This window comes from Cereibacter sediminicola, assembly GCF_007668225.1.
GTDB classification, from domain to species: domain Bacteria; phylum Pseudomonadota; class Alphaproteobacteria; order Rhodobacterales; family Rhodobacteraceae; genus Cereibacter_A; species Cereibacter_A azotoformans.
Window position 1 is genome coordinate 85,856 of record NZ_VDEK01000001.1, and the last position, 25,458, is coordinate 111,313.

22 protein-coding genes are annotated in these 25,458 nt (G+C 70.0%); 11 read left to right on the forward strand and 11 right to left on the reverse strand.

Features of this window, described 5'->3' with window-relative positions; all coding sequences use genetic code 11:
* Window positions 1–3: 3 nt before the first annotated feature.
* A complete protein-coding gene (locus tag FG154_RS00365) occupies window positions 4–2,409 on the reverse strand; it encodes a glycogen/starch/alpha-glucan phosphorylase (protein WP_145103157.1) in 2,406 nt (801 codons plus the stop codon).
* Between the two features lie 514 nt (window positions 2,410–2,923).
* Between FG154_RS00365 and FG154_RS00370 the strand changes: the two genes are divergently transcribed.
* Window positions 2,924–3,358, forward strand: coding sequence for an Rrf2 family transcriptional regulator (locus FG154_RS00370; protein WP_011908169.1), 435 nt, complete (start codon window positions 2,924–2,926; stop codon window positions 3,356–3,358).
* Here FG154_RS00370 and cueR read toward each other — a convergent pair.
* Both cueR and FG154_RS00380 read right to left on the reverse strand, forming a co-directional pair.
* A complete protein-coding gene (gene cueR / locus FG154_RS00375; RefSeq protein WP_145103160.1) occupies window positions 3,345–3,773 on the reverse strand; it encodes a Cu(I)-responsive transcriptional regulator in 429 nt (142 codons plus the stop codon). The genes FG154_RS00370 and cueR overlap by 14 nt on opposite strands.
* Window positions 3,774–3,807: 34 nt before the next feature.
* Window positions 3,808–6,249, reverse strand: a complete 2,442-nt coding sequence (locus FG154_RS00380; protein ID WP_145103162.1) for a heavy metal translocating P-type ATPase — start codon at window positions 6,247–6,249, stop codon at window positions 3,808–3,810.
* A gap of 140 nt (window positions 6,250–6,389) precedes the next feature.
* On the opposite strand from FG154_RS00380, the gene FG154_RS00385 reads away from it, so the two are divergent.
* The gene (locus FG154_RS00385) at window positions 6,390–6,590 is read left to right on the forward strand and encodes a heavy-metal-associated domain-containing protein (RefSeq protein ID WP_145103165.1); all 201 of its coding nucleotides are present in this window, start codon (window positions 6,390–6,392) and stop codon (window positions 6,588–6,590) included.
* A 677-nt stretch (window positions 6,591–7,267) separates the two neighbouring features.
* Here FG154_RS00385 and ndk read toward each other — a convergent pair.
* The gene (ndk, locus tag FG154_RS00395) at window positions 7,268–7,690 is read right to left on the reverse strand and encodes a nucleoside-diphosphate kinase (protein WP_002720049.1); all 423 of its coding nucleotides are present in this window, start codon (window positions 7,688–7,690) and stop codon (window positions 7,268–7,270) included.
* 128 nt (window positions 7,691–7,818) lie between these two features.
* Between ndk and FG154_RS00400 the strand changes: the two genes are divergently transcribed.
* From FG154_RS00400 to FG154_RS00410, 3 genes are all read left to right on the forward strand, one after another.
* A complete protein-coding gene (locus tag FG154_RS00400; RefSeq protein ID WP_145103169.1) occupies window positions 7,819–9,666 on the forward strand; it encodes an ABC-F family ATP-binding cassette domain-containing protein in 1,848 nt (615 codons plus the stop codon).
* Window positions 9,667–9,669: 3 nt separating this feature from the next.
* Window positions 9,670–10,293, forward strand: coding sequence for a MarC family protein (locus tag FG154_RS00405; RefSeq protein ID WP_145103172.1), 624 nt, complete (start codon window positions 9,670–9,672; stop codon window positions 10,291–10,293).
* A gap of 93 nt (window positions 10,294–10,386) precedes the next feature.
* A complete protein-coding gene (locus FG154_RS00410; protein WP_145103175.1) occupies window positions 10,387–10,962 on the forward strand; it encodes a retropepsin-like aspartic protease family protein in 576 nt (191 codons plus the stop codon).
* Window positions 10,963–10,989: 27 nt separating this feature from the next.
* Here FG154_RS00410 and FG154_RS00415 read toward each other — a convergent pair whose 3' ends face one another.
* Together FG154_RS00415 and FG154_RS00420 are read right to left on the reverse strand one after the other, a co-directional pair.
* Complete coding sequence (locus tag FG154_RS00415; RefSeq protein WP_186312260.1) at window positions 10,990–11,436, reverse strand: DNA polymerase III subunit chi; 447 nt, start codon at window positions 11,434–11,436, stop codon at window positions 10,990–10,992.
* A gap of 138 nt (window positions 11,437–11,574) precedes the next feature.
* A complete protein-coding gene (locus FG154_RS00420) occupies window positions 11,575–13,044 on the reverse strand; it encodes a leucyl aminopeptidase (RefSeq protein WP_145103180.1) in 1,470 nt (489 codons plus the stop codon).
* A 211-nt stretch (window positions 13,045–13,255) separates the two neighbouring features.
* Here FG154_RS00420 and lptF point away from each other — a divergent pair, with 211 nt between their 5' ends.
* From lptF to rsmA, 6 genes are all read left to right on the forward strand, one after another.
* A complete protein-coding gene (gene lptF, locus FG154_RS00425) occupies window positions 13,256–14,386 on the forward strand; it encodes an LPS export ABC transporter permease LptF (RefSeq protein ID WP_145103183.1) in 1,131 nt (376 codons plus the stop codon).
* The gene (gene lptG / locus FG154_RS00430; protein ID WP_145103186.1) at window positions 14,383–15,477 is read left to right on the forward strand and encodes an LPS export ABC transporter permease LptG; all 1,095 of its coding nucleotides are present in this window, start codon (window positions 14,383–14,385) and stop codon (window positions 15,475–15,477) included. Before lptF ends, lptG begins: the two co-directional genes overlap by 4 nt.
* Entirely contained in the window at window positions 15,477–17,615 is a 2,139-nt protein-coding gene (locus FG154_RS00435) for an LPS-assembly protein LptD (RefSeq protein WP_145103188.1), read from the forward strand. Before lptG ends, FG154_RS00435 begins: the two co-directional genes overlap by 1 nt.
* 103 nt (window positions 17,616–17,718) lie before the next feature.
* Window positions 17,719–18,936, forward strand: a complete 1,218-nt coding sequence (locus FG154_RS00440) for a peptidylprolyl isomerase (RefSeq protein WP_145103191.1) — start codon at window positions 17,719–17,721, stop codon at window positions 18,934–18,936.
* Entirely contained in the window at window positions 18,933–19,901 is a 969-nt protein-coding gene (pdxA, locus tag FG154_RS00445) for a 4-hydroxythreonine-4-phosphate dehydrogenase PdxA (RefSeq protein ID WP_145103193.1), read from the forward strand. The genes FG154_RS00440 and pdxA overlap by 4 nt, the downstream gene beginning before the upstream one ends.
* Before the next feature lie 77 nt (window positions 19,902–19,978).
* Window positions 19,979–20,815: a 16S rRNA (adenine(1518)-N(6)/adenine(1519)-N(6))-dimethyltransferase RsmA gene (gene rsmA / locus FG154_RS00450; RefSeq protein WP_145103197.1), complete on the forward strand. Its 837-nt coding sequence runs from the start codon at window positions 19,979–19,981 to the stop codon at window positions 20,813–20,815.
* A 36-nt stretch (window positions 20,816–20,851) separates the two neighbouring features.
* Here the strand turns inward: rsmA and FG154_RS00455 are convergent, their stop codons facing one another.
* From FG154_RS00455 to speB, 5 genes are all read right to left on the reverse strand, one after another.
* Complete coding sequence (locus FG154_RS00455; protein ID WP_145103200.1) at window positions 20,852–21,604, reverse strand: DUF4167 domain-containing protein; 753 nt, start codon at window positions 21,602–21,604, stop codon at window positions 20,852–20,854.
* Between the two features lie 269 nt (window positions 21,605–21,873).
* Complete coding sequence (gene prmC / locus FG154_RS00460) at window positions 21,874–22,710, reverse strand: peptide chain release factor N(5)-glutamine methyltransferase (RefSeq protein WP_145103204.1); 837 nt, start codon at window positions 22,708–22,710, stop codon at window positions 21,874–21,876.
* A complete protein-coding gene (prfA, locus tag FG154_RS00465; protein ID WP_145103206.1) occupies window positions 22,707–23,762 on the reverse strand; it encodes a peptide chain release factor 1 in 1,056 nt (351 codons plus the stop codon). The genes prmC and prfA overlap by 4 nt, the downstream gene beginning before the upstream one ends.
* Window positions 23,763–23,922: 160 nt before the next feature.
* On the reverse strand, window positions 23,923–24,366 hold the full coding sequence (locus FG154_RS00470) for a DUF1499 domain-containing protein (protein ID WP_145103209.1): 444 nt from the start codon (window positions 24,364–24,366) through the stop codon (window positions 23,923–23,925).
* Window positions 24,367–24,371: 5 nt separating this feature from the next.
* Window positions 24,372–25,337, reverse strand: a complete 966-nt coding sequence (gene speB, locus FG154_RS00475; protein ID WP_145103211.1) for an agmatinase — start codon at window positions 25,335–25,337, stop codon at window positions 24,372–24,374.
* Window positions 25,338–25,458 lie beyond the last annotated feature (121 nt).

A 25,458-nucleotide genomic window follows, 5' to 3' on the forward strand; every position in this document is an offset into this window, starting at 1 on the left:
GGCTTATTGCTGCAGGGCCGACTCTACGCCCCAGATCTCCTTCATGTAACCACGGATCGTCCGGTCGGACGAAAAGAAGCCCGACCGTGCGGTGTTGAGCGCGGCCATCGCCAGCCAGCGGTTGCGATCGGCATAAGCCACATCCACCTCGGCCTGCGCCGCGAGATAGGCGTCGAAGTCCGACGAGACGAGGAAATAGTCATGGTGCCAGACCCGGTGCACGAGGCCGTGGTAGCGGTCGGGCTGCGAGGGGCTGAACTGGCCCTCGGCGATGGCCTGCAGCACGTTCGGCAGAACCCGGCTGGCCTCGATGGCCTTGCGCGCGTGGTCGGGATCCTCGCGGCGCTTCATCACCTCTTCCGCCGTCAGGCCGAACAGGAAGAAGTTCTCGGCCCCGACCTCCTGAAGGATCTCGACGTTCGCGCCGTCGAGCGTGCCGATGGTCGGCGCGCCGTTCATCATGAACTTCATGTTCCCGGTACCCGAGGCTTCCTTGCCCGCCGTCGAGATCTGTTCCGACAGATCCGCCGCCGGCACCAGCCGTTCGGCCATCGAGACGTTGTAGTTCGCCGGATAGACCACCTTCAGCAGGTCGCCCACCACCGGGTCCGAGTTGATCACCGCGCCCACGTCGTTGATGAGGTGGATGATCTCCTTGGCCACCGCATAGCCCGGCGCCGACTTGCCGCCGAAGATCTTCACCCGCGGCACCCAGCCCGCGTTCGGGTTGGCCCGGATCGCCTGCCAGCGCGCCACGGTTTCAAGGATGTTCAGCAGCTGGCGCTTGTATTCGTGGATGCGCTTGACCTGCACATCGAAGAGCGCGTCGGGGCTGACCTTCACCCCGCACTCGGCCGCCATCCAGTTCGAGAGCGCCACCTTGTTCTGCCGCTTGGCAGCATCGAAGGCCCCGAGGAAGCCGCGGTCCTTCACATGCGGCTCCAGCCCCTTCAGCCGGTCGAGATCGTCCTCCCAGCCTTCGCCGATCGTCTCGCCGATCAGCCGGGCAAGCGGCGCGTTGGCCATCTTCAGCCAGCGGCGCGGCGTGACGCCGTTCGTCTGGTTCACGATCTTCTCGGGGTGGAGGCGGTTCAGCTCGGGGAAGAGGTTGGTCTTGACGAGGTCCGAGTGCAGCGCCGAGACGCCGTTGACCTTGTGCGCCATGATGAAGGCCAGCTCGCCCATCCGCACCTCGTGGTGCTTGACGATGCCCACATAATGCGGGCGCGCCGGATAGGTGCGCCGGTGCCAGCCGTCGATCCGCTCGACGATCTGCATGTGGCGCGGCAGCACGTTGCCGAAGGTGAAGGTGGCCCACCGCTCCAGCGCCTCGGGCAGAAGCGTGTGGTTGGTGTAGCCAAGGCACTCCTGCGCGATGGGCAGCGCCTCGTCGAAGGGGATGCCGTTCTCGTCCACCAGCTGCCGGATCAGCTCGGGCCCGGCAATCGCCGGGTGGGTGTCGTTCATCTGGATGGCGACATGCCTCGACAGCGCCCGAAGGTCGCCGTGCGCCGTCTTGAACCGGCGGAGGATGTCCTGCAACGCGGCCGAGGTCAGGAAGAACTCCTGCTTCAGCCGCAGCTCCTTGCCCTGGTAGGTGGTGTCGTCGGGATAGAGCACGCGGCTCAGCGTGCGGGCCAGCGTCTCGGGCTCGGCCGCGGCCGTGTAGTCGCCGCGGTTGAACCGTTCCAGATCGAACAGCGTCGTGGGCGTGGCCCCCCAGAGGCGCAGCGTGTTGGCCCAGCGGCCCTTCCAGCCCACCACCGGCGTGTCATGCGCCGAGGCCTTCACCGTCTCGCCCGGAACCCAGACCTCACGGCCCTCGCGGGTCTCCACATGGCCCTTGAAGCCCACGATGTAGGTGGCCTCGGGGCGGTCGAACTCCCACGGGTTGCGCTGGGTCAGCCAGTCCTCGGGCGTCTCGACCTGCTGGCCGCCCTCGAACCGCTGGCGGAAGAGCCCGTGCTCGTAGCGGATGCCGTAGCCATAGGCCGGACAGCCCAGCGTCGCCATCGACTCCATGAAGCAGGCGGCCAGCCGCCCGAGGCCGCCGTTGCCGAGCGCCGCGTCGGGCTCGTCGCCCACGATCGCCTTGAAGTCCTGACCCAGTTCGGCCATCGCCCGCTCGGCCATGTCGTGCAGGCCGAGGTTGATCGTGGCATCCTCGAGGATGCGGCCGATCAGGAACTCCATCGACAGGTAGTAGACGCGCTTGCGATCCTCTTCCCAGGTCCGGCGGGTCGAGGCGAACCAGGGCTCCATGATCCGGTCGCGGATCGCATAGGACAGCGCCATGCGCCAGTCGTAGAGGCTGGCATGCGGGGCGTCCTTGCCCAGCGTGAAGGTGAGGTGGCGCAGCACATCTGTCTTCAGGACGTTCGGGGTCAGGCTCTGATCGTTCACGGGCATGGTCCGTAGCAAAGGGTCCGGGATTGCGGACGGCGGCGGTCCGGCGTGGTTTGCCGTGGCCTCCGGCTCTGGTCAAGCGCGGCGGCCCGGCGTCGGAGGATGGGCTCGGGGCCCCGCTCCGGCTCTGGACGAAGGTCCGACGGCCCCGGGCGGGCCGATCCTTCAGGAGTGACCTCCGTTTTACTCAGCACGAGCAACGGTTTCGTTAAGGTTGCACTTGTTCGCGCGACGGGCAAGTGCTCACGTCGTCTGATATACATCGAAATCCTTTGTGACCCGACGCCGCTCACGCCCGACAGGTTCCCATCCGTTTGCGCTGCCAACTGCCGCGAAATCAGGCAGAAAACACCCCTCACCCCCCGCCGCGGGCAGCGGCACGAGCGGCTGCGACAAATTGCTTGCGCTGGATATGACATTTCCTCTCCCCTCCGGGGCCCAGGATCGGGATCATGCCGGCGCCGGACAACCCCGGAAGATGGGGATTCGCCGCAGTCAACCTCGAAAGGCAGCGTCAATGCGATTGACCACACGCACCAATCTGGCCATGCGAACGCTGATGTTCTGCGCGATCAACGAGGGTCGCGTCGTGCGCAAGGCCGAAGTCGCGGCCGCCTGCAATGCCTCCGAGAACCATCTGGCGCAGGTCATCCACGGTCTCGCCCAGAAGGGATTCCTGCGCACGGTGCGCGGCCGCTGCGGGGGCCTCGCCCTTGGCCGCCCGGCCGAGAACATCGTGGTGGGCGACGTCTTCCGCACGTTCGAATCGAACCTCCCCTTCACCGAGTGCTTCTCGAAGAAGGAGAACAAGTGCCCGCTCACGCCCTCGTGCCGGCTTAAATGCGCGCTGAACGATGCCCTGTCGGCCTTCTACGGCTCGCTCGACAAGCTGTCGCTGCGCGACATGGTGCAGGAGAATACCGAGCTCGAGGAACTGCTCAAGGTCGCCTGAGCCCGGCCTCGGCCCCGCCGCAGCAGCCGGGACCGGCCGACAGCCCCTCGAGGATGGGGCAATCCGGCCGGTCATCGCCCGCGCAGGCCGAGACGAGATGCGACAGCGTCGCCTGCATCGCCTGAAGCTCGGCGATCTTCGCCGCGATCTGCTCGAGGTGACGTTCGGCCAGCCGCTTCACGTCGGCGCTGGCGCGGGCCCGATCCTCCCACAGCGCGAGAAGCGTGCGGCACTCGTCGATCGAGAAGCCGAGCGACCGGGCCCGGCCGAGAAACCCCAGCTTGTGCAGATCGCTCTCGCGGAACCGGCGGTACCCGTTCATGTCGCGCAAGGGCCGGACGAGGCCGATCTCCTCATAATAGCGGATGGTCTTTGCCGGCAGGCCCGACCGGGCCGCCGCTTCCTTGATGTTCATGCGCAGCTCTCCGTTCCGTCCGTGATGCCTCTCCTCATGGCCGCGCCCCCACCGCCGGCGCCCGGCGCAGGCGCAGGGCGTTGGTCAGCACGAAGACCGACGAGAAGGCCATCGCCCCGGCCGCCAGCATCGGCGAAAGCTGCGGGCCGCCGAAGGGCACCAGCACGCCCGCCGCCACCGGGATCAGCGCCACATTGTAGCCAAAGGCCCAGACGAGGTTCTGCCGGATGTTGCGCATCGTCCGGCGGCTGAGGGCCACGGCGTTCGCCACGCCCAGAGGATCGCCCGACATCAGAACCACATCCGCCGCCTCGATCGCCACGTCCGTCCCGGTGCCGATGGCGATGCCGACATCGGCCGCGGCAAGGGCGGGCGCGTCGTTGATCCCGTCACCCACAAAGGCCGCGCGGCCCATCTTCGAGACTTCCGCGACCTTGCCGCCCGGCAGGATGCCGGCATGGATGTCGTCGATCCCGATCTCCTGCCCGATGGCGCGCGCGACACCGGGCGCGTCGCCCGTGACCATGGCCGAGGGCAGGCCCATGCGCGCAAGTTCGGCCACCGCGGCGCGCGATGTGGGCTTCACCCGGTCGGCCACGCCGATCACACCCGCGATGCGCCCCTCGACCGCAACCCAGACCGGCGTCCGCCCCTCGCCCTCGAGCCGCGAGGCCGCGCCCGAAAGCGGCCCGGGATTGAGCCCCTCCATCATGCGCGCGCTGCCCACCCGCACGCGCTGCCCGCCCACCATCGCCTCGGCCCCATGTCCGGGCGTGGCGGCAAAGTCCTCCGCCTCGGGTCGATCGAGCGCCTCGGCCGCGCGCAGGATCGCCCCCGCCAGCGGATGCTCGGAGCGCGCCTCGACGGCGGCGGCAAGGCGCAGCAACTCCTGCGTCTCACGGCCCTCGGCGGGCAGGACATCCGTCACCTGCGGCCGCCCTTCGGTCAGCGTGCCGGTCTTGTCGAAGCCCACGCGCTCGATCTCGGACAGCCGCTGCAGCGCCTCGCCCTTGCGGAAGAGCACGCCCATCTCGGCCGCGCGCCCCGTGCCCACCATGATCGAGACCGGCGTGGCAAGGCCCATCGCACAGGGGCAGGCGATGATGAGAACCGACACGCCCGCCACCAGCGCCTCGCCGAGCCCCGGCCCCAGCACCAGCCAGACCAGCACGGTCAGGGCCGCCACCGCCATGACCACCGGCACGAAGCGCAGGGTGATCCGGTCCACCAGCGCCTGAACCGGCAGCTTGGCGCCCTGCGCCTCCTCGACCATGGCCACGATCCGCGCCAGCACCGTGTCCGCGCCGACCCGCGTTGCCCGCATGGCCAGCGCGCCGGTGCCGTTGACCGTGCCGCCCGTCACCTCGTCCCCTTCGGCCTTGGCCACCGGCAGGGCCTCGCCGGTCAGCATCGCCTCATCCACCGCGCTCTGGCCCGAGATCACCACCCCGTCGAGCGGGATGCGCTCGCCCGGCCGGATGTGGAGGATCGCGCCGGGCGTGATGGTCTCGATCGGCACCTCGGTCTCGATCCCGTCGCGGCTCAGGCGGGCGGTGCGGGGCTGCAGCCGGATCAGGCCCGCGATGGCCGCCCCCGCCTGCCCGCGCGCCCGCGCCTCCATCAGGCGCCCGATCAGAATCAGGACCACGATCACCGAGGCCGCCTCGAAATAGACCGCGCGCGAGCCTTCGGGCAGCAGGCCCGGCGCAAAGGTGGCCACGGTCGAGAAGGCCCAGGCCGCAAAGGTGCCCACCGACACGAGGCTGTTCATGTCCGGCGCCCCGCGAACCAGCGCCGGCACGCCCTTGACGAAGAACCGCCGCCCCGGCCCGGCCAGGATGAGGCTCGTGAGCAGGAACTGCGCGATCCACGAAGTCTGCGTGCCGATCGTGTGGGCGACCCAGTGGTGCAGCGCCGGGATCAGGTGCCCGCCCATCTCGATCAGGAACACCGGCAAGGCGAGCAGGCCCGCGATCCACGCGTCGCGGCGCAGTCCCCGCAGATCCTCGGCCCGCCGGTCGGGCGCCTCGGCCTGCATCGGCGCCGCGGCAAAGCCCGCCCGCGTCACCGCCTGCGCCAGCGCCGCGGCGGTCGAGGCGCCCTCCCACAGCGTGACCTGCGCCCTCCGGTTGGCAAGGTTGGCGCTGGCCTCGATCACGCCCGGCTGCGCCTTCAGCACCCGCTCGACCCGGCCGGTGCAGGAGGCGCAGGTCATCCCCTCGACCGACAGCACCAGCCTTTCCCGCCGCGCCGCATAGCCCACCCGCCCGAGTGCCTCGGCCAGCGCCTCGGCCGTGGCGGGCCCGCCATAGCGGATGTCCGCGCTTTCGTCGGCAAGGCTCACGCGGGCCTCGGCGACGCCGGGCACGGCGGCCAGAACCCGCTCGGCCCGCGCCACGCACGAGGCGCAGCTCATGCCCTCGAGGTGCAGGCGCAGGCTTTGCAGGCCGGGGGACGGCGGTTGGTGGACGGTCATGGCGATCTCCTTCGTGCCCAAGATGGGCCTTCCCACGACTGGAAGGTCAAGGGGCACGGCAAAGTTTCTGCCGCCCGCCATCCGGCGCTTGACCTTCCGGTTCGGGAAGCCCCTTCTTCGGCTGCGAAAGGAGACTTCCCATGACCCGGCTATCCATCCCCGACATGTCCTGCGGACATTGCCGCGCCTCGATCGAGGGCGCGCTGGCGCCCCTTCCCGGCTTCCGGTCGATCCGGTTCGATCAGGAGAACCGCACCGCCGAGGTCGAGGGGCAGGTGCCCGAGGCGACGCTGCTTTCGGCGCTCGACTCGATCGGTTTCCCGGCGCAGATCCTGCGCTGACAGCACGTCCCCCACAGCGAGGCCAGGACGGCTGCCTGACCACGATCAGGGGCGTTCCGCGCGCCTGATCGCCTCACGATTGCGGCACCGAACCGCGAGCGGGCGTGAGGTCGGCGAGGGCGCGCGCCCGGCAAAAAGCCCGCCGTTGCCTCGCCGCGTCTTGCGCCCGGATCGGTCCGGGCCCCTCCGCCATTTTCCCTTTTCTGACTGCACCGTGGCAATGCGTGGCAGAAGTGACGCAACTTTCCGCATTTCCGGTATTCGGTCGCATACAATGCGCTTGTCCGACTCACTCCGCAGGCATAGATGGAGGTGAATGTGTCATGTTGACGCCATCGGCCCCGAGCGCGCGATGAACCGTCGGCCGGGGCACGGCGTTGTAACCTGGTAACCGAAACAGATCGGAGCAGAACGATGAACCAGCAAGCCTCAACCCCTCAGCCGCAGCAGGGAGCCACACCCGCTTCGCCGCAGATGGGCGGCGGCGAGACCGTGGGGCGGCCCGAACCGTCGCGTCCGGTGTTCAGTGACTGGGCCTCGATCTGAGGCACGGCTCGACCAGAGCGGAAAAGGCCGGCGGTTGCGCCGGCCTTTTCCGTTTCAGATACCGCAGACCCGCGACAGGCCGCCCCGCCCCGGAACGGACCCGCGGGGCGGAGGCGAAACCCTGAACCGGATCAGCCGACCAGTTCGAGACCCGAGAAGAAGAAGGCGATCTCTTCCGCGGCGGTTTCCGGCGCGTCCGAGCCGTGGACCGAGTTCTCGCCGACCGACAGGGCGAATTCCTTGCGGATCGTGCCCGCATCGGCATTGGCCGGGTTGGTCGCGCCCATAACTTCGCGGTTCTTCGCGATCGCGCCTTCGCCTTCCAGCACCTGCACCACCACCGGCTCCGACGCCATGAACTCGGTCAGTTCGCCGAAGAAGGGGCGGTCCTTGTGGACGCCGTAGAACTTCTGCGCCTGCGCCAGCGACAGGTGAATGCGCTTCTGCGCGACAATGCGCAGGCCCGCTTCCTCGAACTTGGCGTTGATCTTGCCGGTCAGGTTGCGGCGGGTGGCGTCGGGCTTGATGATCGACAGGGTGCGTTCGATGGCCATGAAGGCTGCTCCTCGAAAGGGTGAAACTCTGGGCGCGGGCCTTAGCATGGGCTCCCCCGCGACAAAAGGGGGCACGAGCCGGGCCGCCGCCGTTGACAGCCGCAACCGCCCGGTCCATCACCCGGCCCATGCTGCGCATCTCGGACATCTCCTATTCGGTCGAAGGTCGGCCGCTCTTTCAGGGCGCCTCGGCCACGATTCCCACCGGCCACAAGGTCGGCCTCGTCGGCCGCAACGGCACCGGCAAGACCACGCTCTTCCGGCTGATCCGCGGCGAGCTGGCGCTGGAGGGCGGCGAGATCGCCCTGCCCGCCCGCTCGCGCATCGGCGGCGTCGCGCAGGAGGTGCCGTCGTCGGCGACCTCGCTGCTGGACACGGTGCTCGCCGCCGACACCGAACGCGCCGAACTGATGGCCGAGGCCGAGCACGCCACCGATCCCCACCGCATCGCCGAGATCCAGCACCGGCTGGCCGACATCGACGCCTGGTCGGCCGAGGGCCGCGCCTCGGCCATCCTGAAGGGGCTGGGCTTCGACGCCGAGGCGCAGCTGCGCCCCTGCTCGGATTTCTCGGGCGGCTGGCGGATGCGGGTGGCGCTGGCGGGCGTGCTCTTTGCCCAGCCGGACCTGCTGCTGCTCGACGAGCCGACGAACTACCTCGACCTCGAGGGTGCGCTCTGGCTGGAAAGCTACCTGCAGAAATATCCGCACACGGTGCTCATCATCTCGCACGACCGCGGGCTTCTGAACCGCGCCGTTCAGGGCATCCTGCATCTCGACCAGAAGAAGCTGACCTACTGGACCGGCCCCTACGACCAGTTCGCCCGGCAGATGGCGGAAAAGCGCGCGGTGCAGGCGGCCGAGGCCAAGAAGCAGGAGGCGCGCCGCGCCCACCTGCAAAGCTTCGTGGACCGCTTCAAGGCCAAGGCGTCCAAGGCCGTGCAGGCGCAGAGCCGGGTCAAGATGCTCGAGAAGATGACGCCGATCACGCCCCCCGAAGAGGCGAAGCGGCAGGTCTTCACCTTCCCCAAGCCCGAGGAGCTTTCGCCCCCCATCATCACGATGGAGGGCGTCTCGGTCGGCTACGGCGGCCCGCCGGTGCTTCGCCGCCTGAGCCTCCGCATCGACCAGGACGACCGGATCGCGCTTCTGGGCCGCAACGGCGAGGGGAAATCGACGCTCTCGAAGCTCCTGGCCGGCAAGCTCGCGCCGCAGGAAGGGCGGATGGTCAGCTCCTCGAAGCTGCGCATCGGCTATTTCGCCCAGCATCAGGTCGATGAACTGCACATCGACGAAACGCCGCTGCAACATGTCATGCGCCTGCGCCCCGACGAGGGCCAGCCGCGGCTGCGCGCGCGCCTTGCGGGCTTCGGGCTGATGGCGGATCAGGCGGAAACCGCGGTCGGCCGGCTTTCGGGCGGGCAGAAGGCGCGGCTGTCGCTGCTGCTCGCCACCATCGACGCGCCGCACCTCCTGATCCTCGACGAACCCACCAACCACCTCGACATGGAAAGCCGCGAGGCGCTGGTCGAGGCCCTGACGGAATATTCCGGCGCCGTCGTTCTCGTCAGCCACGACATGCACCTGCTGGGCCTCGTGGCCGACCGGCTCTGGCTGGTCAAGGGCGGCGCCGTCGCCCCCTACACCGAGGATCTCGAGGCCTACCGTCGCCAGCTTCTGGCCGGCGACGATCCCCCGCCCGAGAAGAAGGCCGACAAGCCCGCCCCCAAGGCCGCGAGCCGCGAGGAAAAGCTCGCTCTCCGCGCCGAGGTGCGCAAATGCGAGGACCGGCTCGAGAAGCTGAACGAGATGCGCGACCGTCTGGCCACCAAGCTGGCCGACCCCGCGCTCTACGAGCCCGAGCGGCTGAGCGAGATGGAGGTCTGGCAGAAGAAATACGCCGAGGTGATGGAGGGGCTCGACCGGGCCGAGGCGCTGTGGCTGACCGCGCAGGAGCGGCTCGAGGCGGCGGGCTGATCCATGATCGAGATGGGCTTCCTCGCCACGGCCTTCGCCACGCTCTTCGTGGTGGTGGACCCGCTGGGGCTGGTGCCGCTCTTCATCGCGCTGACGCCGGGCATGACGCGCGAACAGCGCCGCGCGATCGGGCTGCGCGCCTGTTTCGTGGCGGTGGGCATCCTCACCACCTTCGGCCTTCTGGGCGAGGCGGTGCTGGGCTTCATCGGCATCTCGATGCCCGCCTTCCGCATCGCGGGCGGGATCCTTCTGTTCCTGACCGCGCTCGACATGCTCTTCGAGCGCCGGACCCAGCGGCGCGAGGGCCAGACCGCGGCCGAGCCGCACGACCACGATCCGTCCGTCTTCCCGCTCGCGATCCCGCTCATCGCGGGCCCCGGCGCCATCGCCTCGATGATCCTGCTCGTGGGGGCGGCCGACGGCTGGCAGGGCGTTCTGGCCGTTCATCTCGTCATGCTGGTGACGGTGGCCTCGGCCTTTGTGCTGTTCCTCGTGGCGGGCCCGCTGGAACGGCTGCTCGGGCGCACGGGGACGCTCGTGATCACCCGGCTCCTGGGCATGCTGCTGGCGGCGCTCTCGGTCCAGTTCGTGATCGACGGCATCCGCGGCTCGGGCCTGCTGGGGTAGGGCCGCCCGGCTGAGCCGGAAGGATTTCCGGCGCCCGGACTGGAGGATCCGCCCCCGCCGCCCCATATCCCGAAAAGGCACCGAGGGAGAGGCATGGACGGCGATCTGACGGCACGACTGGTCTATCTGGGCCTTCTTCTCCTTGCGCTCGGCACCTGGGTGCTCGTGGAATATCGCGGCCGGATCGGCGCCGCGATCCGGGCGGGCCTCGCCTGGGCCCTGATCTTCGTGGCGGTTCTGGCCGGCTACGGCCTCTGGCGCGACGTGAGGGGAGAGCTGACCCCCACCCAGGCGGTGATGGAGAACAGCCGGATCGAGGTTCCGCGCTCGCGCGACGGACATTATTACGTCACGCTCGACATCGCCGGCACGCCGGTGCGGTTCATGGCCGACACGGGCGCCAGCTCCATCGTGCTCTCGCAGGCCGATGCACGCCGCCTCGGGATCGAGCCGGACAGGCTCGACTATCTGGGCGAGGCCATCACCGCCAACGGCTCGGTCCGCACGGCGCGCGTCCGGGTCGGTCCGGTGGCGCTGGGCCCCTACAGCGAAGAGCGGATCTCGGCCTGGGTCAACGAGGGGCCCATGGACATGTCCCTCCTCGGGATGGACTACCTCCGCCGCTTCCGTATCGAGATCGCCGACGACCGGATGATCCTGTCACGCTAGCCGCCGTCGCTTCGGCCGAAAGGGCGTCTATCCGGCCTCGGCCTTCATCTCCCAGCGCCCGCTCTCCTCCGACCAGTATTGCGCCTTGAGACCCGCCCCCGTCAGCGCCTTCCACTGGCCGCGCGCATGGACCAGCTGCCCCTCGTCGAGCCCGTCGAACAGGATCCAGACCCGCTCGAGCGGGGCCGCCTCGGCGGCATCGGTCTCGGCCCCGTCCAGCAGCATCAGCGCCTGCGCCCCGTTGCCGATCGCGCCCGTCCCGAGCAGCACCGGCTGGGCCGCGTCATGCGGCCCGCCGTCCATCCCATGCGGCAGGAACCCGTCCTCCGGCACGCGCCAGAGCGCAAGGTCCAGCGCCTCGAGCCGCCCCCGGTCCGTGCCGCGCAGCATCACGCGCCACCCCTGCGCCAGCGCCCGCGGCAACAGCAGCCGCAGCGTATCCTCGGCCGAGGAGCGCGTCAGGTGGTAGAACATCACGACCCCCACGACCCCGCCTCTCCTTCACTCTGTCCAAATATCCCGGGGTCCGGGGCAGAGCCCCGGCGCGCGGCCACCCGGCCGCCGCCTGCCCTTCGGCGCACCGGGCGGCCGACCCGCCCGGCGCAGACTGCCTCACTTCTCCAGCATGTCCCGGACCAGCCGGTCGAGCGAGAGCACCCCCCACCCCGTCGCGCCCTTGGGCGCAAGCGCCGTGTCCGACTTGAGCAGGGCCGTGCCCGCAATGTCGAGATGGATCCACGGCGTCTCGGGCTTGACGAAGCGGCGCAGGAAATGCGCGGCCGTGATCGAGCCCGCCTCGCGCCCGGTCGAGTTGCGCATGTCGGCGATCCGCGACTTCAGCATCTCGTCATAGCGCTCGCCCATCGGCATCCGCCAGGCGCCCTCGCCCTCGCTCTGCGCCGCCTTCAGGAAGGCCGCGCAGAAGGCGTCGTCGTTCGAGAAGACGCCGGTGTTCTCATGGCCCAGCGCCACGATGATCGCGCCCGTCAGCGTGGCCAGATCGATCACGCCCCGCGGGTTGAACCGCTCCTGCGCATACCAGAGCACGTCCGCCAGCACGAGCCGGCCCTCGGCGTCGGTGTTGATGACCTCGATCGTGTCGCCCTTCATCGAGCGCACAACGTCCCCCGGCCGCTGGGCATTCCCGTCGGGCATGTTCTCGACGATGCCCACCAGCCCCACGACATTGGCGCGGGCCTTGCGCATGGCCAGCGTGCGCATCACGCCCGCCACTACCGCGGCCCCGCCCATGTCCATCGTCATGTCCTCCATGCCGGCGGCGGGCTTGATCGAGATCCCCCCGGTGTCGAACACCACCCCCTTGCCCACGAGGGCGAGCGGCACCTGATCCTCGGGCCCGCCCTTCCACTGCATGACCACGAGCTTCGAGGGGTGCTCGGACCCCTGCCCCACGCCCAGAAGCGCGCGCATCCCGAGCTTTTCCATATCCTCTTCCTCGAGGATCTCGACCTCGAGGCCCAGCTCGTGCATCGCCGCAAGGCGCGCGGCGAAGTCGAAGGTCGAGAGCACGTTGGCGGGCTCGTTCACCAGATCGCGGGTGAAGAAGATGCCCTCGGCCAGCGCGGCCATCGGGCCCGCCTCGGCGGCGACCTGCTCGGGGTTGGCGACCATCATCGTCACCGGGCCGGGCAGGGTCTTCTCGCCGGTCTTGTGCGGGGTGAAGTCATAGGCCCGAAGCGCGATGCCGAACGAGACCTCGGCCGCGCGCTGGATCGTGTCGGCCAGCACCAGCGTCCCCGCCTTCGAAAGCGACCGGCCGATGGCGCCGCCCGCCTTGCGCGCGGTGGCCACATCGCAGCGCCGGTCCAGCTTGACCAGCTGGACCGCATCCGCGGCCATGCCGGCGGGAAAGCCCAGCTCCATCGCCTCGCCCGGCTTGAGCTTGCCGAACGCCTCGGACGCCGCCGCCCGCTCGAGCGCGCCGCGCATCAGCCGGTTCACGCGTTTTGCGGCCGCGCCCATCGCGCCCCCTTCGCCGGCGAAGACGACGATGCGCCCCGCGCTCGTGGCAAGCGCCTCGAGATCGGCGCCCTGGAACTGGATGGGAACAGGATGGGTCATGACGAAACTCCGATGCAACGTCTCGGCGCCGGGGCGCCGCTGGTGGCGGGCACAGGGGCGCGGGCGGCCGAAGCCGGCCCCCGCGCGCCCGGGCCTCTGTGGCGCGAGGCTAGCCCCTGCCCCGTCCGAGCGCCAGATACCAGTTTTCCCCGGCGGCGTTTTCCGGTAGCGTCCGCCAAACCCCGGGGACAACGGACAGGAAGTGCGAGGCGTGTCTAGATTCGACAGATATCTCCTGTCGCAACTGGTGGCGCTGTTCGGCTTCTTCTCGCTCGTGCTGGTGCTGGTCTACTGGATCAACCGCGCCGTGGGCCTGTTCGACGACCTGATCTCCGACGGCCAGTCGGCGCTCGTCTTTCTCGAATTCTCGCTGCTGGCCCTGCCGAACGTGATCCGGCTCGTGCTGCCGCTCTCGGCCTTTGCGGCCACGATCTACATCGTGAACCGCCTCAGTCAGGAATCCGAGCTGGTGGTGATGCAGGCCACGGGCTTTTCCGCCTTCCGCCTCGCGCGTCCGGTGATCTGGTTCGGGCTGATCGTGGCGATGATGATGATCGTCCTGATGAACCTGCTCGTCCCGGCAAGCCGGGCCACGCTCTCCGCCCGCTCGGCCGAGATTTCCGAGAACGCGACCGCCCGCTTCCTGCGCGACGGCGAGTTCCTGCACCCCGTCCGGGGCGTGACGCTCTATATCCGCGAGATTTCCGAGACGGGCGAGCTGAACGACCTGCTGCTCGTGGACGATCGCAACCGCGCGCGTTCCACGATCTACACCGCGCGCCGGGCGCTTCTGGTGCGGACCGAGACGACGCCGCGGCTGCTGATGATCGACGGCAGCGCCCAGACCCTCACGCGCGAGGGGCGCCGGCTCGAGCTGACCCGGTTTGCCGATGTCACCTATGACCTCGGCGCCTTCATGAAGAGCGACGGCCCCAAGCGGCGCGTGCTCGAGGAGCTTTCGACGCCCGACCTGCTCGCACCGACCGAGGCGCTTCTGACCGAGACCCGGTCCACCCGCGCCGCGGCTCTCTACGAGGGGCACAGCCGGATCGCGCAGCCCTTCCTCGGGCTCGCCTCGTCGCTCATCGGCTTTGCGGCGCTGCTTCTGGGCAGCTTCAGCCGATTTGGCCTGTGGTGGCAGATCCTCTTTGCGGTCGTGCTGCTGATCGTGGTCCAGACGATCAATGTGGCGGCCTCGGGTGCGGGCGTGACGGACGAGGCCCTCTGGCCGCTCGCCTATGCGGCCCCGGTGGTCGGGCTGCTGATCGGGATCCTGCTCCTGTGGATCGCGCAGCGGCCGCGCCGGCTGCGGCGCGCCCTCATGGGGGCCTTCGCCTCATGATCCTGTCGCGCTACATCGCCCGGCGCTTCCTGCGCATGGTGTTCATCGTCTTTCTGGTGTTCTTCGGCCTGATGATGCTGATCGACGTGCTCGACCAGATGCGCAGGTTCTCGGACGAGGGGATCACGCTGGTGCAGGCGGGGCTCCTGTCGCTTCTGCGGGTGCCGGCGACGATCTACACCATCCTGCCGCTCATCGTGATCCTTGCGGCGGTGGCGCTCTTCCTCGGGCTTGCCCGGACGAGCGAGCTGGTCGTGGTGCGGGCGGCGGGCCGGTCGGGGCTGCGCTTCCTCGTGGCGCCGATGGTGGTGGCGCTGGCAATCGGGGCGACGGCCGTGGCCGTCCTCAATCCGATCGTGGCCGGGACCTCGCGCCAGTATGACGCGGTGGCAAGCCGGCTCGCGCGCGGCGAGGCGAGCATCCTGTCGATCTCGGAAGAGGGCCTGTGGCTTCGGCAGGGCGGCGCGGACGGACAGACGGTGATCCATGCCGCGCGCTCGAACACCGACGGGACGCGGCTTTACGCGGTGACCTTCCTCACATTCGACGGCGACGGCCTGCCGCGGAGCCGGGTGGCCGCCGAACAGGCCGCGCTCGAAACCGGCTACTGGCAGCTTTCGGGCGCCAAGAGCTGGGACCTGACGCTGGCCAATCCCGAGGCGTCGGCCAACCTCGAGGGCAACCTGCGCGTGCCCTCCGACCTCACGCGCGAGGGCATCCAGGACAGCTTCGGCGACCCCTCGGCCATCCCGATCTGGGAGCTTCCGGCCTATGTCGCGGGGCTGGAGCGGGCGGGCTTTTCGGCGCGCAAGCATCGGGTCTGGATGCAGATGGAGCTTGCCCTTCCCTTCATGCTTGCCGCCATGGTGCTCGTGGCCGCGGGCTTCACCATGCGCCACAGCCGCTTCGGCGGCACGGGCCGCATGGTCCTTCTCGCCCTTCTGGGCGGCTTCGGCCTGTTCTTCCTGCGCAACTTCGCGCAAGTGCTGGGAGAGAACGGGCAGATCCCCATCCTGCTTGCCGCCTGGAGCCCGCCGCTGATCGGCGTGATGGGCTCGCTCGGCCTGCTGCTGCATCTCGAGGACGGCTGATGCGCCTTCTGCGGAGTTTCCTTCTCTGTGCCACCATCCTTGCGCCGCTGCCCGCGGCCGCGCAGGACAAGGCCACGCTCGTGGCCGACAGCCTGTCGATCATGAACGAGACGACGCTGGTGGCCGAGGGTCATGTCGAGGTGCTGTTCCGGGGCACGCGGCTCAAGGCTTCGCGCGTCCTCTACGATCAGGCGCAGGACAGGCTGACGATCGACGGCCCCATCGTGCTGGACAGTGGCGAGGGCCAGCTCGTCCTTGCCGAACAGGCCGCGCTGTCGGGCGATCTGACCAATGGCGTGCTCACGAGCGCGCGGCTCGTGCTGGACCAGCAACTCCAGCTTGCCTCCTCCGAGATCGCGCGGGTGGGCGACCGCTACACCACGCTCGGCCGAACGGTGGCCTCGTCGTGCCGGATCTGCGCGGAAAACCCGGTGCCGCTGTGGGAGGTGCGCGCCCGGCGTGTCGTGCATGACGAGGCCGAGCAGATGATCCACTTCGATCATGCCACGCTGAGGATCGCTGGCGTTCCGGTGGCCTATGTGCCCCGCCTGCGCATTCCCGACCCGACGCGCGACCGCGCCACGGGCTTCCTGCGCCCCGAGCTGCTCACCACGAGCCAGCTCGGCACGGGCCTCCGGGTGCCCTACTTCATCGCCCTGGGCGACAGCCGTGACGTCACGCTCCTGCCGCAGGTCACGACCAAGGGCGGCCGCACGCTGGGCCTGCGCTACCGCGAGGCGCTGTCCTTCGGCTCGATCGAGATCGAGGGGGCCACCTCGCGCGACGAGATCCTGCCCGACGATCGCCGCGGCTACCTGTTCGCGCGCGGGACGTTCGGCCTGCCGCGTGACTTCACCCTCAACTTCCAGTTCGAGGAGGTCAGCGACCGCGCCTATTACCTCGACTATGGCCTCGGCGAGAAGGACAGGCTGGCCTCGGGCTTCGAGATCAGCCGCGCGCGCCGCAACGAGTTCATCTCGGGCCGGTTGCTGAAGTTCCGTACGCTCCGCGAGGATGAGAGCAACGCGACGATCCCCTCGCTCGTCGCCGACGCCACCTTCCATCGGCGCTTCGGCTTCGGCCCCCTGGGCGGCGAGGGCGGACTCCGACTCACGACCCACAGCCACCGGCGCGAGTCGCGGAACCCGAACGACCTCGACGGCGACGGGATCGCCGAAGGACGCGACATGTCGCGCCTGTCGGTTCTGGTGGACTGGCGGCGCAACTGGAGGCTCGGCGGCGGCATCCTCGGCGCGGCACTGGCCGAGTTCGGGGCAGACACCTACGACATCAGCCAGGACGCCGAGTGGCAGGGCTCGGACACGCGCATCCACGGCGCCGCCGGGATCGAGCTGCGCTGGCCCTGGGTGCGCAACATGGCCAGCGGGACCAGCGACGTGATCCAGCCGGTGCTGCAGGTGGTCTGGGCCGACAGGTCGGACGCCCGCGTGCCGAACGAGGATTCGGTCCTGGTCGAGTTCGACGAAGGCAGCCTCTTCTCGCTGGACCGCTTCCCCGGCTGGGACGCGACAGAGGACGGAACCCGCGCCGCGCTCGGGATCAACTGGACGCGCTACGCGGCCTCGGGCTGGTCCCTCGGCGCCACGGTGGGTCAGGTGGTCTGGCAGGACGCGGACCCGAACTTCTCGGCCGCTTCGGGCTTCGACGGCAGCCAGTCCGACTGGCTGGCCGCGCTGCAGCTGAACCTGCAGGACGGCCTGTCGCTCACCCAGCGCACGATCATCGACGAGACCTTCGGCGTGACCAAGGCCGAGTGGCAGATCGACCTGTCGCGCGACCGCTACGGGATCTCGTCGCGCTATGTCCGCATCCGCGAGAGCGAGCAGGAGGCGCGCCCGGACCCGATCGAGGAACTGGCGCTGGCCACCCGCTACCGGCTGACCGACGCCTGGTCGGCCAGCGCGGCGGGCCGCTACGACTTCGAGGCCGATCGGACGGCGCGCGCCGGGTTCGGGCTCGAGTTTCGGAACGAGTGCCTGAAGCTGGATCTTTCCCTCTCGCGTCGGTTCACATCCTCGACTAGTGTGACGCCGAGCACGGATTTCGGCCTGTCGGTCGATCTGATCGGCTTCGGCAGCGGAGTGACACCCGGCCCCTCGCGGGTCTGCCGCAGGTGAGGCAGCGGGCGGGACATGTCGCGGATGCGGCCAACGAGGCCGGACCATCGGGGCCAAGCGCCCCGGACCACGGGACCAAGAGCAGAAGACGGCTGACGGACAGATGAAGACCTTCGTTTCCCATTGCCTCGCCTTCGTCATGGCGTCAGGCCTGACCTTCGCCAGCGCCGTCGATGCGCCGGCGCAGAACCTCTTCGCGCCGCGCCTTGTCGTGAACGACCGGGTCATCACCAACTACGAGTTCGAGCAGCGCGTCCGCTTCCTGACGATCCTCGGGGCCACCGGCGACATCGAGAAGCAGGCGATGGACGCGCTCATCGACGACAAGATCCGCCTCGAGGCGGCCGAGCGCGCGGGCCTGAAGGCGACCGAGAGCCAGGTCGCCGCGGGGATGGAGGAGTTCGCAGGCCGTGCGAACCTCTCGGCCGAGGCGTTCGTCGCAGAGCTGGGCAAGGCGGGCGTCGCGCCGGAGACCTTCCGCGATTTCGTGCATGCGGGCCTCGTGTGGCGGGAACTGATGCGCGCCCGGTTCGGGGCGGAAGCCCGCCCCTCCGACACGGCGATCGACCGGGCGATCACCCGGCAGACACGGCGCGCCACGATCCGGCTGCTGCTCTCCGAGATCATCATCCCCGCCCCGCCCGGCCAGGAGGCCGATGCGCTGGCGCTCGCCCGCGAGATCAGCCGGACCGCGCGCGGCGAGACCGCCTTTGCGCAGGCCGCGCGCTCCTACTCGGCCTCGTCCTCGGCCGAGCGGGGCGGACGCATCGACTGGGTGCCGCTGCAGAACCTTCCGCCGACCCTGGGCCCGCTGCTTCTGACCCTGTCGCCCGGACAGGTGAGCGATCCGCTGAAGATCCCCAATGCGGTGGCCCTGTTCCAGGTTCGCGCGATCGACGAGACGAGCGAGCCAGCCCCGGCGGGCATCGAGGTGGAATATGCCGAGCTGTTCCTGCCCGACGACGGCGACTTTGCCGGACAGCTGGGCCGCATCACCACCCGGGCCGACGATTGCGACGACCTCTACACCGTGATGCGGGGCGCGTCCGAACAGCAGTTGCGCCGCGTGACGCTGCCGCTTGCGCAGGTGCCGCAGGATGTGGGGCTGGAACTGGCCCGCCTTGACGCGGGCGAGATCTCGACCTCTGTCACGCCCGGCGGCGCGCGCCGCGTGCTCATGCTCTGCGCGCGTCGGCCGATCACGGAAGAGCCGATCAACCGCAACCGGATCGCGCAGGCGCTGGTGAACCAGACGATCTCGGCGGCCGCCGACGCCTATCTGGCCGATCTGCGCGCCAACGCGCTCATCCGCGAGCCGTGATCGCGCCGATCGCCCTCACCTGCGGCGAGCCTGCGGGCATCGGACCCGAGATTGCGGTCAAGGCGCGCCAGGCGCTTGGCGCGCGGGTGCCCTTCTTCTGGATCGGCGATCCCGCGCACCTGCCCGAGGGCAGCCTCTGGCAGGGGATCTCGGCCCCGTTCGAGGCGGCCGATGTGCCGACCGCGGCCCTGCCGGTGCTGTTGCACCGCTTTCCCGATCCGCAGGCTCCGGGCGTGCCCACGCCGGGCAATGCGGCGGAAGTGGTGGCGGTGATCGCCCGGGCCGTCTCGCTCGTGCAGTCGGGCGCGGCTTCGGCGGTCTGCACGGCGCCGATCCACAAGAAGGCGCTGAAGGACGGGGCGGGATTCGCCTTTCCCGGCCATACGGAATATCTCGCGTCGCTGGCCGGGGTCGGGCAGGTGGTGATGATGCTGGCCTGTCCGGGCCTGCGGGTGGTGCCGGCGACCATCCACATTCCGCTGTCGGACGTTCCCGAACAGCTGACGCAACCCCTGCTGGAGGAGGTGCTGCGGATCACGCACGCCGCGCTCGGCCGTGACTTCGGGCTGGACCGGCCGCGGATCTGGGTGACGGGCCTCAACCCCCATGCCGGAGAGGGCGGCGCCATGGGGCGCGAGGATCTTGACGTGATCGCGCCCGTGCTGGAGCGGCTTCGCGCCGAGGGGCTGGACCTGACCGGCCCGCTGCCGGCCGACACGATGTTCCATGCCGGCGCACGGGCCCGTTACGACTGCGCGGTGGCGATGTATCACGACCAGGCTCTGATCCCGATCAAGACCATCGACTTCGCCGGCGGGGTGAACGTGACGCTGGGGCTGCCCTTCATCCGCACTTCGCCCGATCATGGCACGGCCTTCGACATCGCGGGCCGCGGGGTGGCCGATCCGTCGAGCCTTGTGGCGGCGCTGGAGATGGCGGCCACCATGGCGCGAGCGCGGCGCTGAGGACAGCGCGGCGGGGGTTTTGCACCCCCGCACCCCCGCAGGATATTTGGACAGAGTGAAAGAGGCGGAGGCAGACATTGGCCGCGATTGACGGGCTGCCGCCCTTGCGCGAGGTGATCCGGGCGCATGGGCTGTCGGCGAAGAAACAGCTGGGGCAGAACTTCCTGCTCGACCTGAACCTGACGGCCAAGATCGCGCGGCTGGCGGGCGATCTGAAGGGATCGGACGTGCTGGAGGTGGGGCCCGGGCCGGGCGGTCTCACGCGCGGGTTGCTGGCCGAGGGCGCGCGGCGCGTGCTGGCCATCGAGAAGGATGCGCGCTGCCTGCCGGCGCTGGCCGAGGTGGCGGCGGCCTGGCCGGGGCGCCTCGAGGTGCTGAACGCCGATGCGCTCGAGGTGGATGTGGCCGCGCGGCTGACGCCGCCGATCCGCATCGTGGCGAACCTGCCCTACAATGTCGGGACCGAGTTGCTGACGCGCTGGCTCTCGTCGGACTGGCCGCCGTTCTGGGAGAGCCTGACGCTGATGTTCCAGAAGGAGGTGGCCGAGCGGATCGTGGCGCGGCCGGGCTCGAAGGCCTACGGGCGTCTGGCGCTCCTGTCGCAGTGGCGGACCGAGCCGAAGATCGTGCTGACGTTGCCGCCCGAAGCCTTCACCCCGCCGCCGGCCATTCATTCGGCGGTGGTGCATTTCACCCGGCTTGCAGGGCCGCGCTATCCGGCCGATGCGGCCGTGCTGTCGCGGGTCACGGCCATGGCCTTCAACCAGCGGCGCAAGATGCTCCGGTCGAGCCTGAAGGGGCTCGTGCCCGACATCGAGACGGTGCTGCGCGATGCGGGCATCGAGCCCACGCAGCGCGCGGAAGAGCTGTCACTGGAGGCCTTCTGCGCGCTTGCCCGGCGGGTGGCGGGCTGAGGTTCGGCGGGGCGGCCTGGCACGCCCCGCCTTCTGTCATTCCGCGGCTTCGCGGGGGCCGTCGCCGTCGGGCGAGCCATCGCCATCCTCGCGCGCCTTCGGCTTGCGGGGGCCGCGCGGCCGACGCGGGCGGTCGGCCTTGGGCTCGGGGTTCGGGGCGTCGGGGGTCTTTTCGGCGGCCGGCTCGGACGGGCCGTCGGCCTGGGGCGCGGCCGGCTGCTCGGAAGGCTCGGACCGGCGGCGCTGGGCCGGGCGGTGCCGCGGGCGCGCCTCGGGCGTCTCGACGAGGCCGGTCTCTTCCTCGGCATTCTCGGAAAGGTCGATCACCGCATGCGAGCTGGCGGGCGCCTCGGCCGGTTGCGGCTGAGGCTGGGCCTCGGGGCGCGGTTCGCGCTCGGGGCGGGGCTGGTCCTGCCGGTCGTCGCGGCGCTCGTCGCGCGGCCGGTCGTGTCGGTGGTTGCCCTGCTGGGGCTGGCCGCCCTGGCCCTGGTTGTTCTGGTTCTGCTGATGCTCGGCCCGGCGGTTCTCCTGCTCGGCGGCCAGCTCGCGCTGCGCCTCGCCCAGAAGCCGGGTGTAATGCTCGGCATGCTGCAGGAAATTCTCGGCCGCCACCCGGTCGTTCGACAGCTGGGCGTCGCGGGCGAGGAACAGATATTTCTCGATGATCTGCGCCGGGGTTCCCCGCACCTTGCCCTCAGGACCGGAGCTGTCAAACACGCGGTTGACGATATTGCCGAGGCTGCGCGGGCGGTTCGATTTCGAACGCGAGCGGGACTTGGAGGATCTCATCTTGTCCTTGTATCCAGATGATCTGGCCCTGCCGGTATGCTGCAGCCCTGCGGTGGCCGCTCCCGGTGGCTCGAAATCCGATCCGGGGCATAACGTGCATTTCAGGCTTGGCCGCGCGGAGAACGATCACGGGTAAGGCGGACCATCCCCTCGGCGCATGTCCGAGTAATCATGCCGCCGGGTGGCTGGCAAGGGAAAAATGGGGAGCAAGCCCGGAATCGGCAAGGGGCGCGACCAATTGACCAAGGCCGGACACGGCGATGGATGGGTCAGACGGCGGGAAGGCGCGCAGAAACCAGCCGGTCGCGCCCGTCGAGATCCGGCAGGATGCGGACCTCGACGAGACCCGCCGAGGTGCAGAGACCGGCCACGTCGGCGCCCTGCCCCGCCCCGATCTCGAGAAGGAGGCGGCCGCCCGTCGCCAGATGGGCGGGCGCGCCGGCGGTGATGGCGCGGTAGGCGTCGAGGCCGTCGCCCTCGGGGGTCAGGGCCATGCGGGGCTCCCAGGCGCGGACTTCGGGCGCGAGGTCGGCCATTTCGTGGGCGGCGATGTAGGGCGGGTTGGACAGGATCAGGTCGAACCGCTCGGGGACGGCGGCGAACCAGTCCGAACGGCGGCAGTCCAGCCGGTCCGCGACGCCGAGGGCACGGGCGTTGTCTTGGGCCACCGCCAGCGCGGCGGGCGAGAGGTCGGTGGCCACGCCGCGCGCGGCCCGACGTTCGGCCAGCAGGGTGATCGCGATGCAGCCGGTGCCGGTGCCAAGGTCGAGGAGCGAGGCGAAGGGGGCGGCCAGCGCCGCCTCGATCAGGCACTCGGTCTCGGGGCGGGGGTCGAGCGTGTCCGGCGTGACGCGGAACGGGCGGCCCCAGAAGAGGCGTTCGCCCACGATCTGCGCCACGGGCTGACGGGCGCTGCGGGCGGCAAGCGCGGCCTCGAAGCGGGTTGCGGCCTCGGGCAGAAGCGGGTCCGACAGGTGGAGCGTCATGCGGTCCGGGGCAATCCCGAGCGCGTGGGCAAGGAGGCGGCGGGCGTCGCGCGGGGCATCCTCCACGCCCGCGGCCTGCAGGCGCGCGATCGCGGCGCGCAGCACGTCGGCCGCCCTCATGCCTCCATCTCGGCCAGACGCGCGGCCTGATCGTGCGCCGTCAGCGCGGCGATGACCTCGGCCAGTTCGCCGGCCATGATCTGCGGCAGGGCGTAGAGCGTGAGGTTGATGCGGTGGTCGGTCATCCGTCCCTGCGGGAAATTGTAGGTGCGGATGCGCTCGGACCGGTCCCCGGACCCCACCTGCGCCTTGCGGTCGGCCGAGCGGGCCTCGGCCAGCCGCTGCCGTTCGAGGTCGTAGAGCCGGGCGCGCAGCACCTGCATCGCGATCTCGCGGTTGCGGTGCTGCGACTTTTCCGAGGAGGTGACCACGATGCCGGTGGGCAGGTGGGTGATGCGCACCGCCGAATCCGTGGTGTTGACATGCTGGCCGCCCGCCCCCGAGGAGCGCATCGTGTCGATGCGGATGTCGGCGGCGGGGATGTCGATATCGACCTCCTCGGCCTCGGGCAGGACCGCGACGGTCGCGGCCGAGGTGTGGATCCGGCCCTGCGCCTCGGTCTCGGGCACGCGCTGGACACGATGGACGCCGGATTCGTACTTGAGTCGGGCGAAGGCGCCCTCGCCCTCGATCCGGGCGGTGGCCTCGCGGATGCCGCCGAGCTCGGAGGAGGCGAGGTCGAGAAGCTCGAACCGCCAGCCCTGCGCCTCGGCGTACCGCTGATACATGCGCAGCAGGTCACCGGCGAAGAGCGCGGCTTCCTCTCCGCCCGTGCCGGGGCGGATCTCGAGGATGGCGGGACGCGCATCGGCCGCGTCGCGGGGCAGCAGCGCCAGACGGAGCGCCTGCTCCATCTCGGGGATGCGGGCGCGCAGGCGGGGCAGCTCATCCTCGGCCAGGGCCCGCATCTCGGGATCGGCGAGCATGGCCTCGGCCTCGGCCAGATCCTCGAGCGCGGTGCGATAGGCGGCGATTTCGGCCACGACCGGCTTCAGTTCGGCGTATTCGCGCGAAAGGGCGGCAATCTCGGCGGGGGCGGCGCCGGCCGAGAGACGCGCCTCGAGGAACTCGAAGCGGCGGACGATCTGGAGAAGGCGGTCCATCGGCACCATGGGGGCGGTTTGTCCTGCGGATCGGCCGTGGTCAAGGGGTCAGGTGCGGTGGGCGGCCGCGAGGTGCGCCCCTTGGGAGCTGCCGGAGCGGGGGGCTGTCTGCCCCCCGGCCACCCCTGCGGGGCGGCTCCCCCCGAGGATATTTGAGCAAGAGTGAAACTCAGGAGCGGAGACGGGCCAGCCACTCCTGGCCGCGGGCGCGGTTCACGCCGAGGTCGCTCTTGCCGAAGCGCGAGCGGGCGAAGAGCGTGACATCGGTGCCGCCGTCCTCGGCCGCGACGAGGCGGACGGAGGTGAAGTCGGGAAAGCCCCACCATTTCGTCCGGGTGATCCAGGTGCGGTGGAAGCCCTCGCCCGCGATGGGTCTTGTGCGGGGCCAGTCGGCGGCGACGGTCTCGAGCCGCGCCGCCACCTGATCGGGTGGCAACGCCAGATGCAGCGGCTCGACGTCGCCCCCCGGAGCCGCGAGGAAGCTGTTGTCGGCGCCGCGCGCGGTGACCGTGGTGGGATCGACGTGCCAGGCCGCGGGATCGTTCGGCGAGAAGCGCACATAGGCCATCAGGCCGCCTGCGAGCACGACGAGGGCAAAAAGCAGGTAGCTCATCCGTTTCATTCCTTGCGCCTTCTCCAACCATAGAGACAGATCAACTCGTAGGCTACATGGGCCCCCGCGACGGCGGTGATGCCGGTGGGGTCGTAGGGGGGCGAGACCTCGACCACATCGCCGCCCACGAGGGCGACGCCGGCCAGATCGCGCAGGATGGCGGCCGCCTGCCAGGAGGCGAGCCCGCCCCAGACCGGGGTGCCGGTGCCGGGGGCGAAGGCCGGGTCGAGCGCGTCGATGTCGAAGGTCAGATAGACCGGATGCGCGCCCACGATGTCGCGCACGCGCGTTGCGATCGCGGCGGGGCCCTGCTCGTGCACGGTGCGCGCGTCGATCACGTTCATGCCGAGCCAGTCCGGCGTGTCGGTGCGGATGCCCACCTGGACCGAGCGGGCGGGATCGACGAGACCCTCCTTCACGGCCTTGTACATGAAGGTGCCGTGGTCGATGCGGCCGGGGTCGTCATCGACCCAGAGATCGGAATGGGCGTCGAACTGGACGACCGAAAGCAGGCCGAAGACCGCCGCATGGGCGCGCAGGATCGGCAGCGTGATCGAATGATCGCCGCCAAGCGTGATCGCCCCCGCCCCTGCGGCGAGGATACCCGCGACATGGGCGGTGAGGCGGCCGGGGAAATCCGCGGTCCGGGCGTAGTCGAAGGCGAGGTCGCCGTAATCGACCACCGTCATCGTCTCGAGCGGGTCGAAGCCCCAGCCGAAGGGCCGGTCGTAGGGCTGGAGGGTCGAGGCCTCACGGATCGCGCGGGGGCCGAAGCGGGTGCCGGTGCGATTCGTCACCGCCTGGTCGAAGCCGACGCCGGTGATCGCCAGATCGACGCCCGTCAGGTCCTTGGTGTAGCGGCGGCGCAGGAAGCTCGTGGCACCGGCGAAGGCGTTCTCGCAGGCGTAGCCGCGGGCGTCGGCCCGGGTGAAGGCCACGTCCACTTCGTTCTTCGCATCTTCCAGTGCCATCTGTCTCGCCTCGATCCGCCACTGGCGGGCAGTCTATCCAAGCCGGCGCGGGGCGCCAGCCCTCGCGAGGGTGGCCCCCTGCGCTGCGCGGCGGCTTGCGCAGCAGCCGGGGACGGCCTCA

What these genes read in the sequence shown, in the direction of transcription:
- FG154_RS00410 (WP_145103175.1), top strand. Translation starts at nt 10,387, where the DNA reads ATGGACGGCGATCTGACGGCACGACTGGTCTATCTGGGCCTTCTTCTC.
- FG154_RS00435 (WP_145103188.1), top strand. Translation starts at nt 15,477, where the DNA reads ATGCGCCTTCTGCGGAGTTTCCTTCTCTGTGCCACCATCCTTGCGCCG.
- FG154_RS00370 (WP_011908169.1), top strand. Translation starts at nt 2,924, where the DNA reads ATGCGATTGACCACACGCACCAATCTGGCCATGCGAACGCTGATGTTC.
- prfA (WP_145103206.1), bottom strand. Translation starts at nt 23,762, where the DNA reads ATGGTGCCGATGGACCGCCTTCTCCAGATCGTCCGCCGCTTCGAGTTC.
- FG154_RS00440 (WP_145103191.1), top strand. Translation starts at nt 17,719, where the DNA reads ATGAAGACCTTCGTTTCCCATTGCCTCGCCTTCGTCATGGCGTCAGGC.
- cueR (WP_145103160.1), bottom strand. Translation starts at nt 3,773, where the DNA reads ATGAACATCAAGGAAGCGGCGGCCCGGTCGGGCCTGCCGGCAAAGACC.
- ndk (WP_002720049.1), bottom strand. Translation starts at nt 7,690, where the DNA reads ATGGCCATCGAACGCACCCTGTCGATCATCAAGCCCGACGCCACCCGC.
- FG154_RS00405 (WP_145103172.1), top strand. Translation starts at nt 9,670, where the DNA reads ATGATCGAGATGGGCTTCCTCGCCACGGCCTTCGCCACGCTCTTCGTG.
- FG154_RS00365 (WP_145103157.1), bottom strand. Translation starts at nt 2,409, where the DNA reads ATGCCCGTGAACGATCAGAGCCTGACCCCGAACGTCCTGAAGACAGAT.
- FG154_RS00470 (WP_145103209.1), bottom strand. Translation starts at nt 24,366, where the DNA reads ATGAGCTACCTGCTTTTTGCCCTCGTCGTGCTCGCAGGCGGCCTGATG.
- lptG (WP_145103186.1), top strand. Translation starts at nt 14,383, where the DNA reads ATGATCCTGTCGCGCTACATCGCCCGGCGCTTCCTGCGCATGGTGTTC.
- FG154_RS00385 (WP_145103165.1), top strand. Translation starts at nt 6,390, where the DNA reads ATGACCCGGCTATCCATCCCCGACATGTCCTGCGGACATTGCCGCGCC.
- prmC (WP_145103204.1), bottom strand. Translation starts at nt 22,710, where the DNA reads ATGAGGGCGGCCGACGTGCTGCGCGCCGCGATCGCGCGCCTGCAGGCC.
- FG154_RS00455 (WP_145103200.1), bottom strand. Translation starts at nt 21,604, where the DNA reads ATGAGATCCTCCAAGTCCCGCTCGCGTTCGAAATCGAACCGCCCGCGC.
- FG154_RS00420 (WP_145103180.1), bottom strand. Translation starts at nt 13,044, where the DNA reads ATGACCCATCCTGTTCCCATCCAGTTCCAGGGCGCCGATCTCGAGGCG.
- FG154_RS00400 (WP_145103169.1), top strand. Translation starts at nt 7,819, where the DNA reads ATGCTGCGCATCTCGGACATCTCCTATTCGGTCGAAGGTCGGCCGCTC.
- FG154_RS00380 (WP_145103162.1), bottom strand. Translation starts at nt 6,249, where the DNA reads ATGACCGTCCACCAACCGCCGTCCCCCGGCCTGCAAAGCCTGCGCCTG.
- speB (WP_145103211.1), bottom strand. Translation starts at nt 25,337, where the DNA reads ATGGCACTGGAAGATGCGAAGAACGAAGTGGACGTGGCCTTCACCCGG.
- FG154_RS00415 (WP_186312260.1), bottom strand. Translation starts at nt 11,436, where the DNA reads ATGTTCTACCACCTGACGCGCTCCTCGGCCGAGGATACGCTGCGGCTG.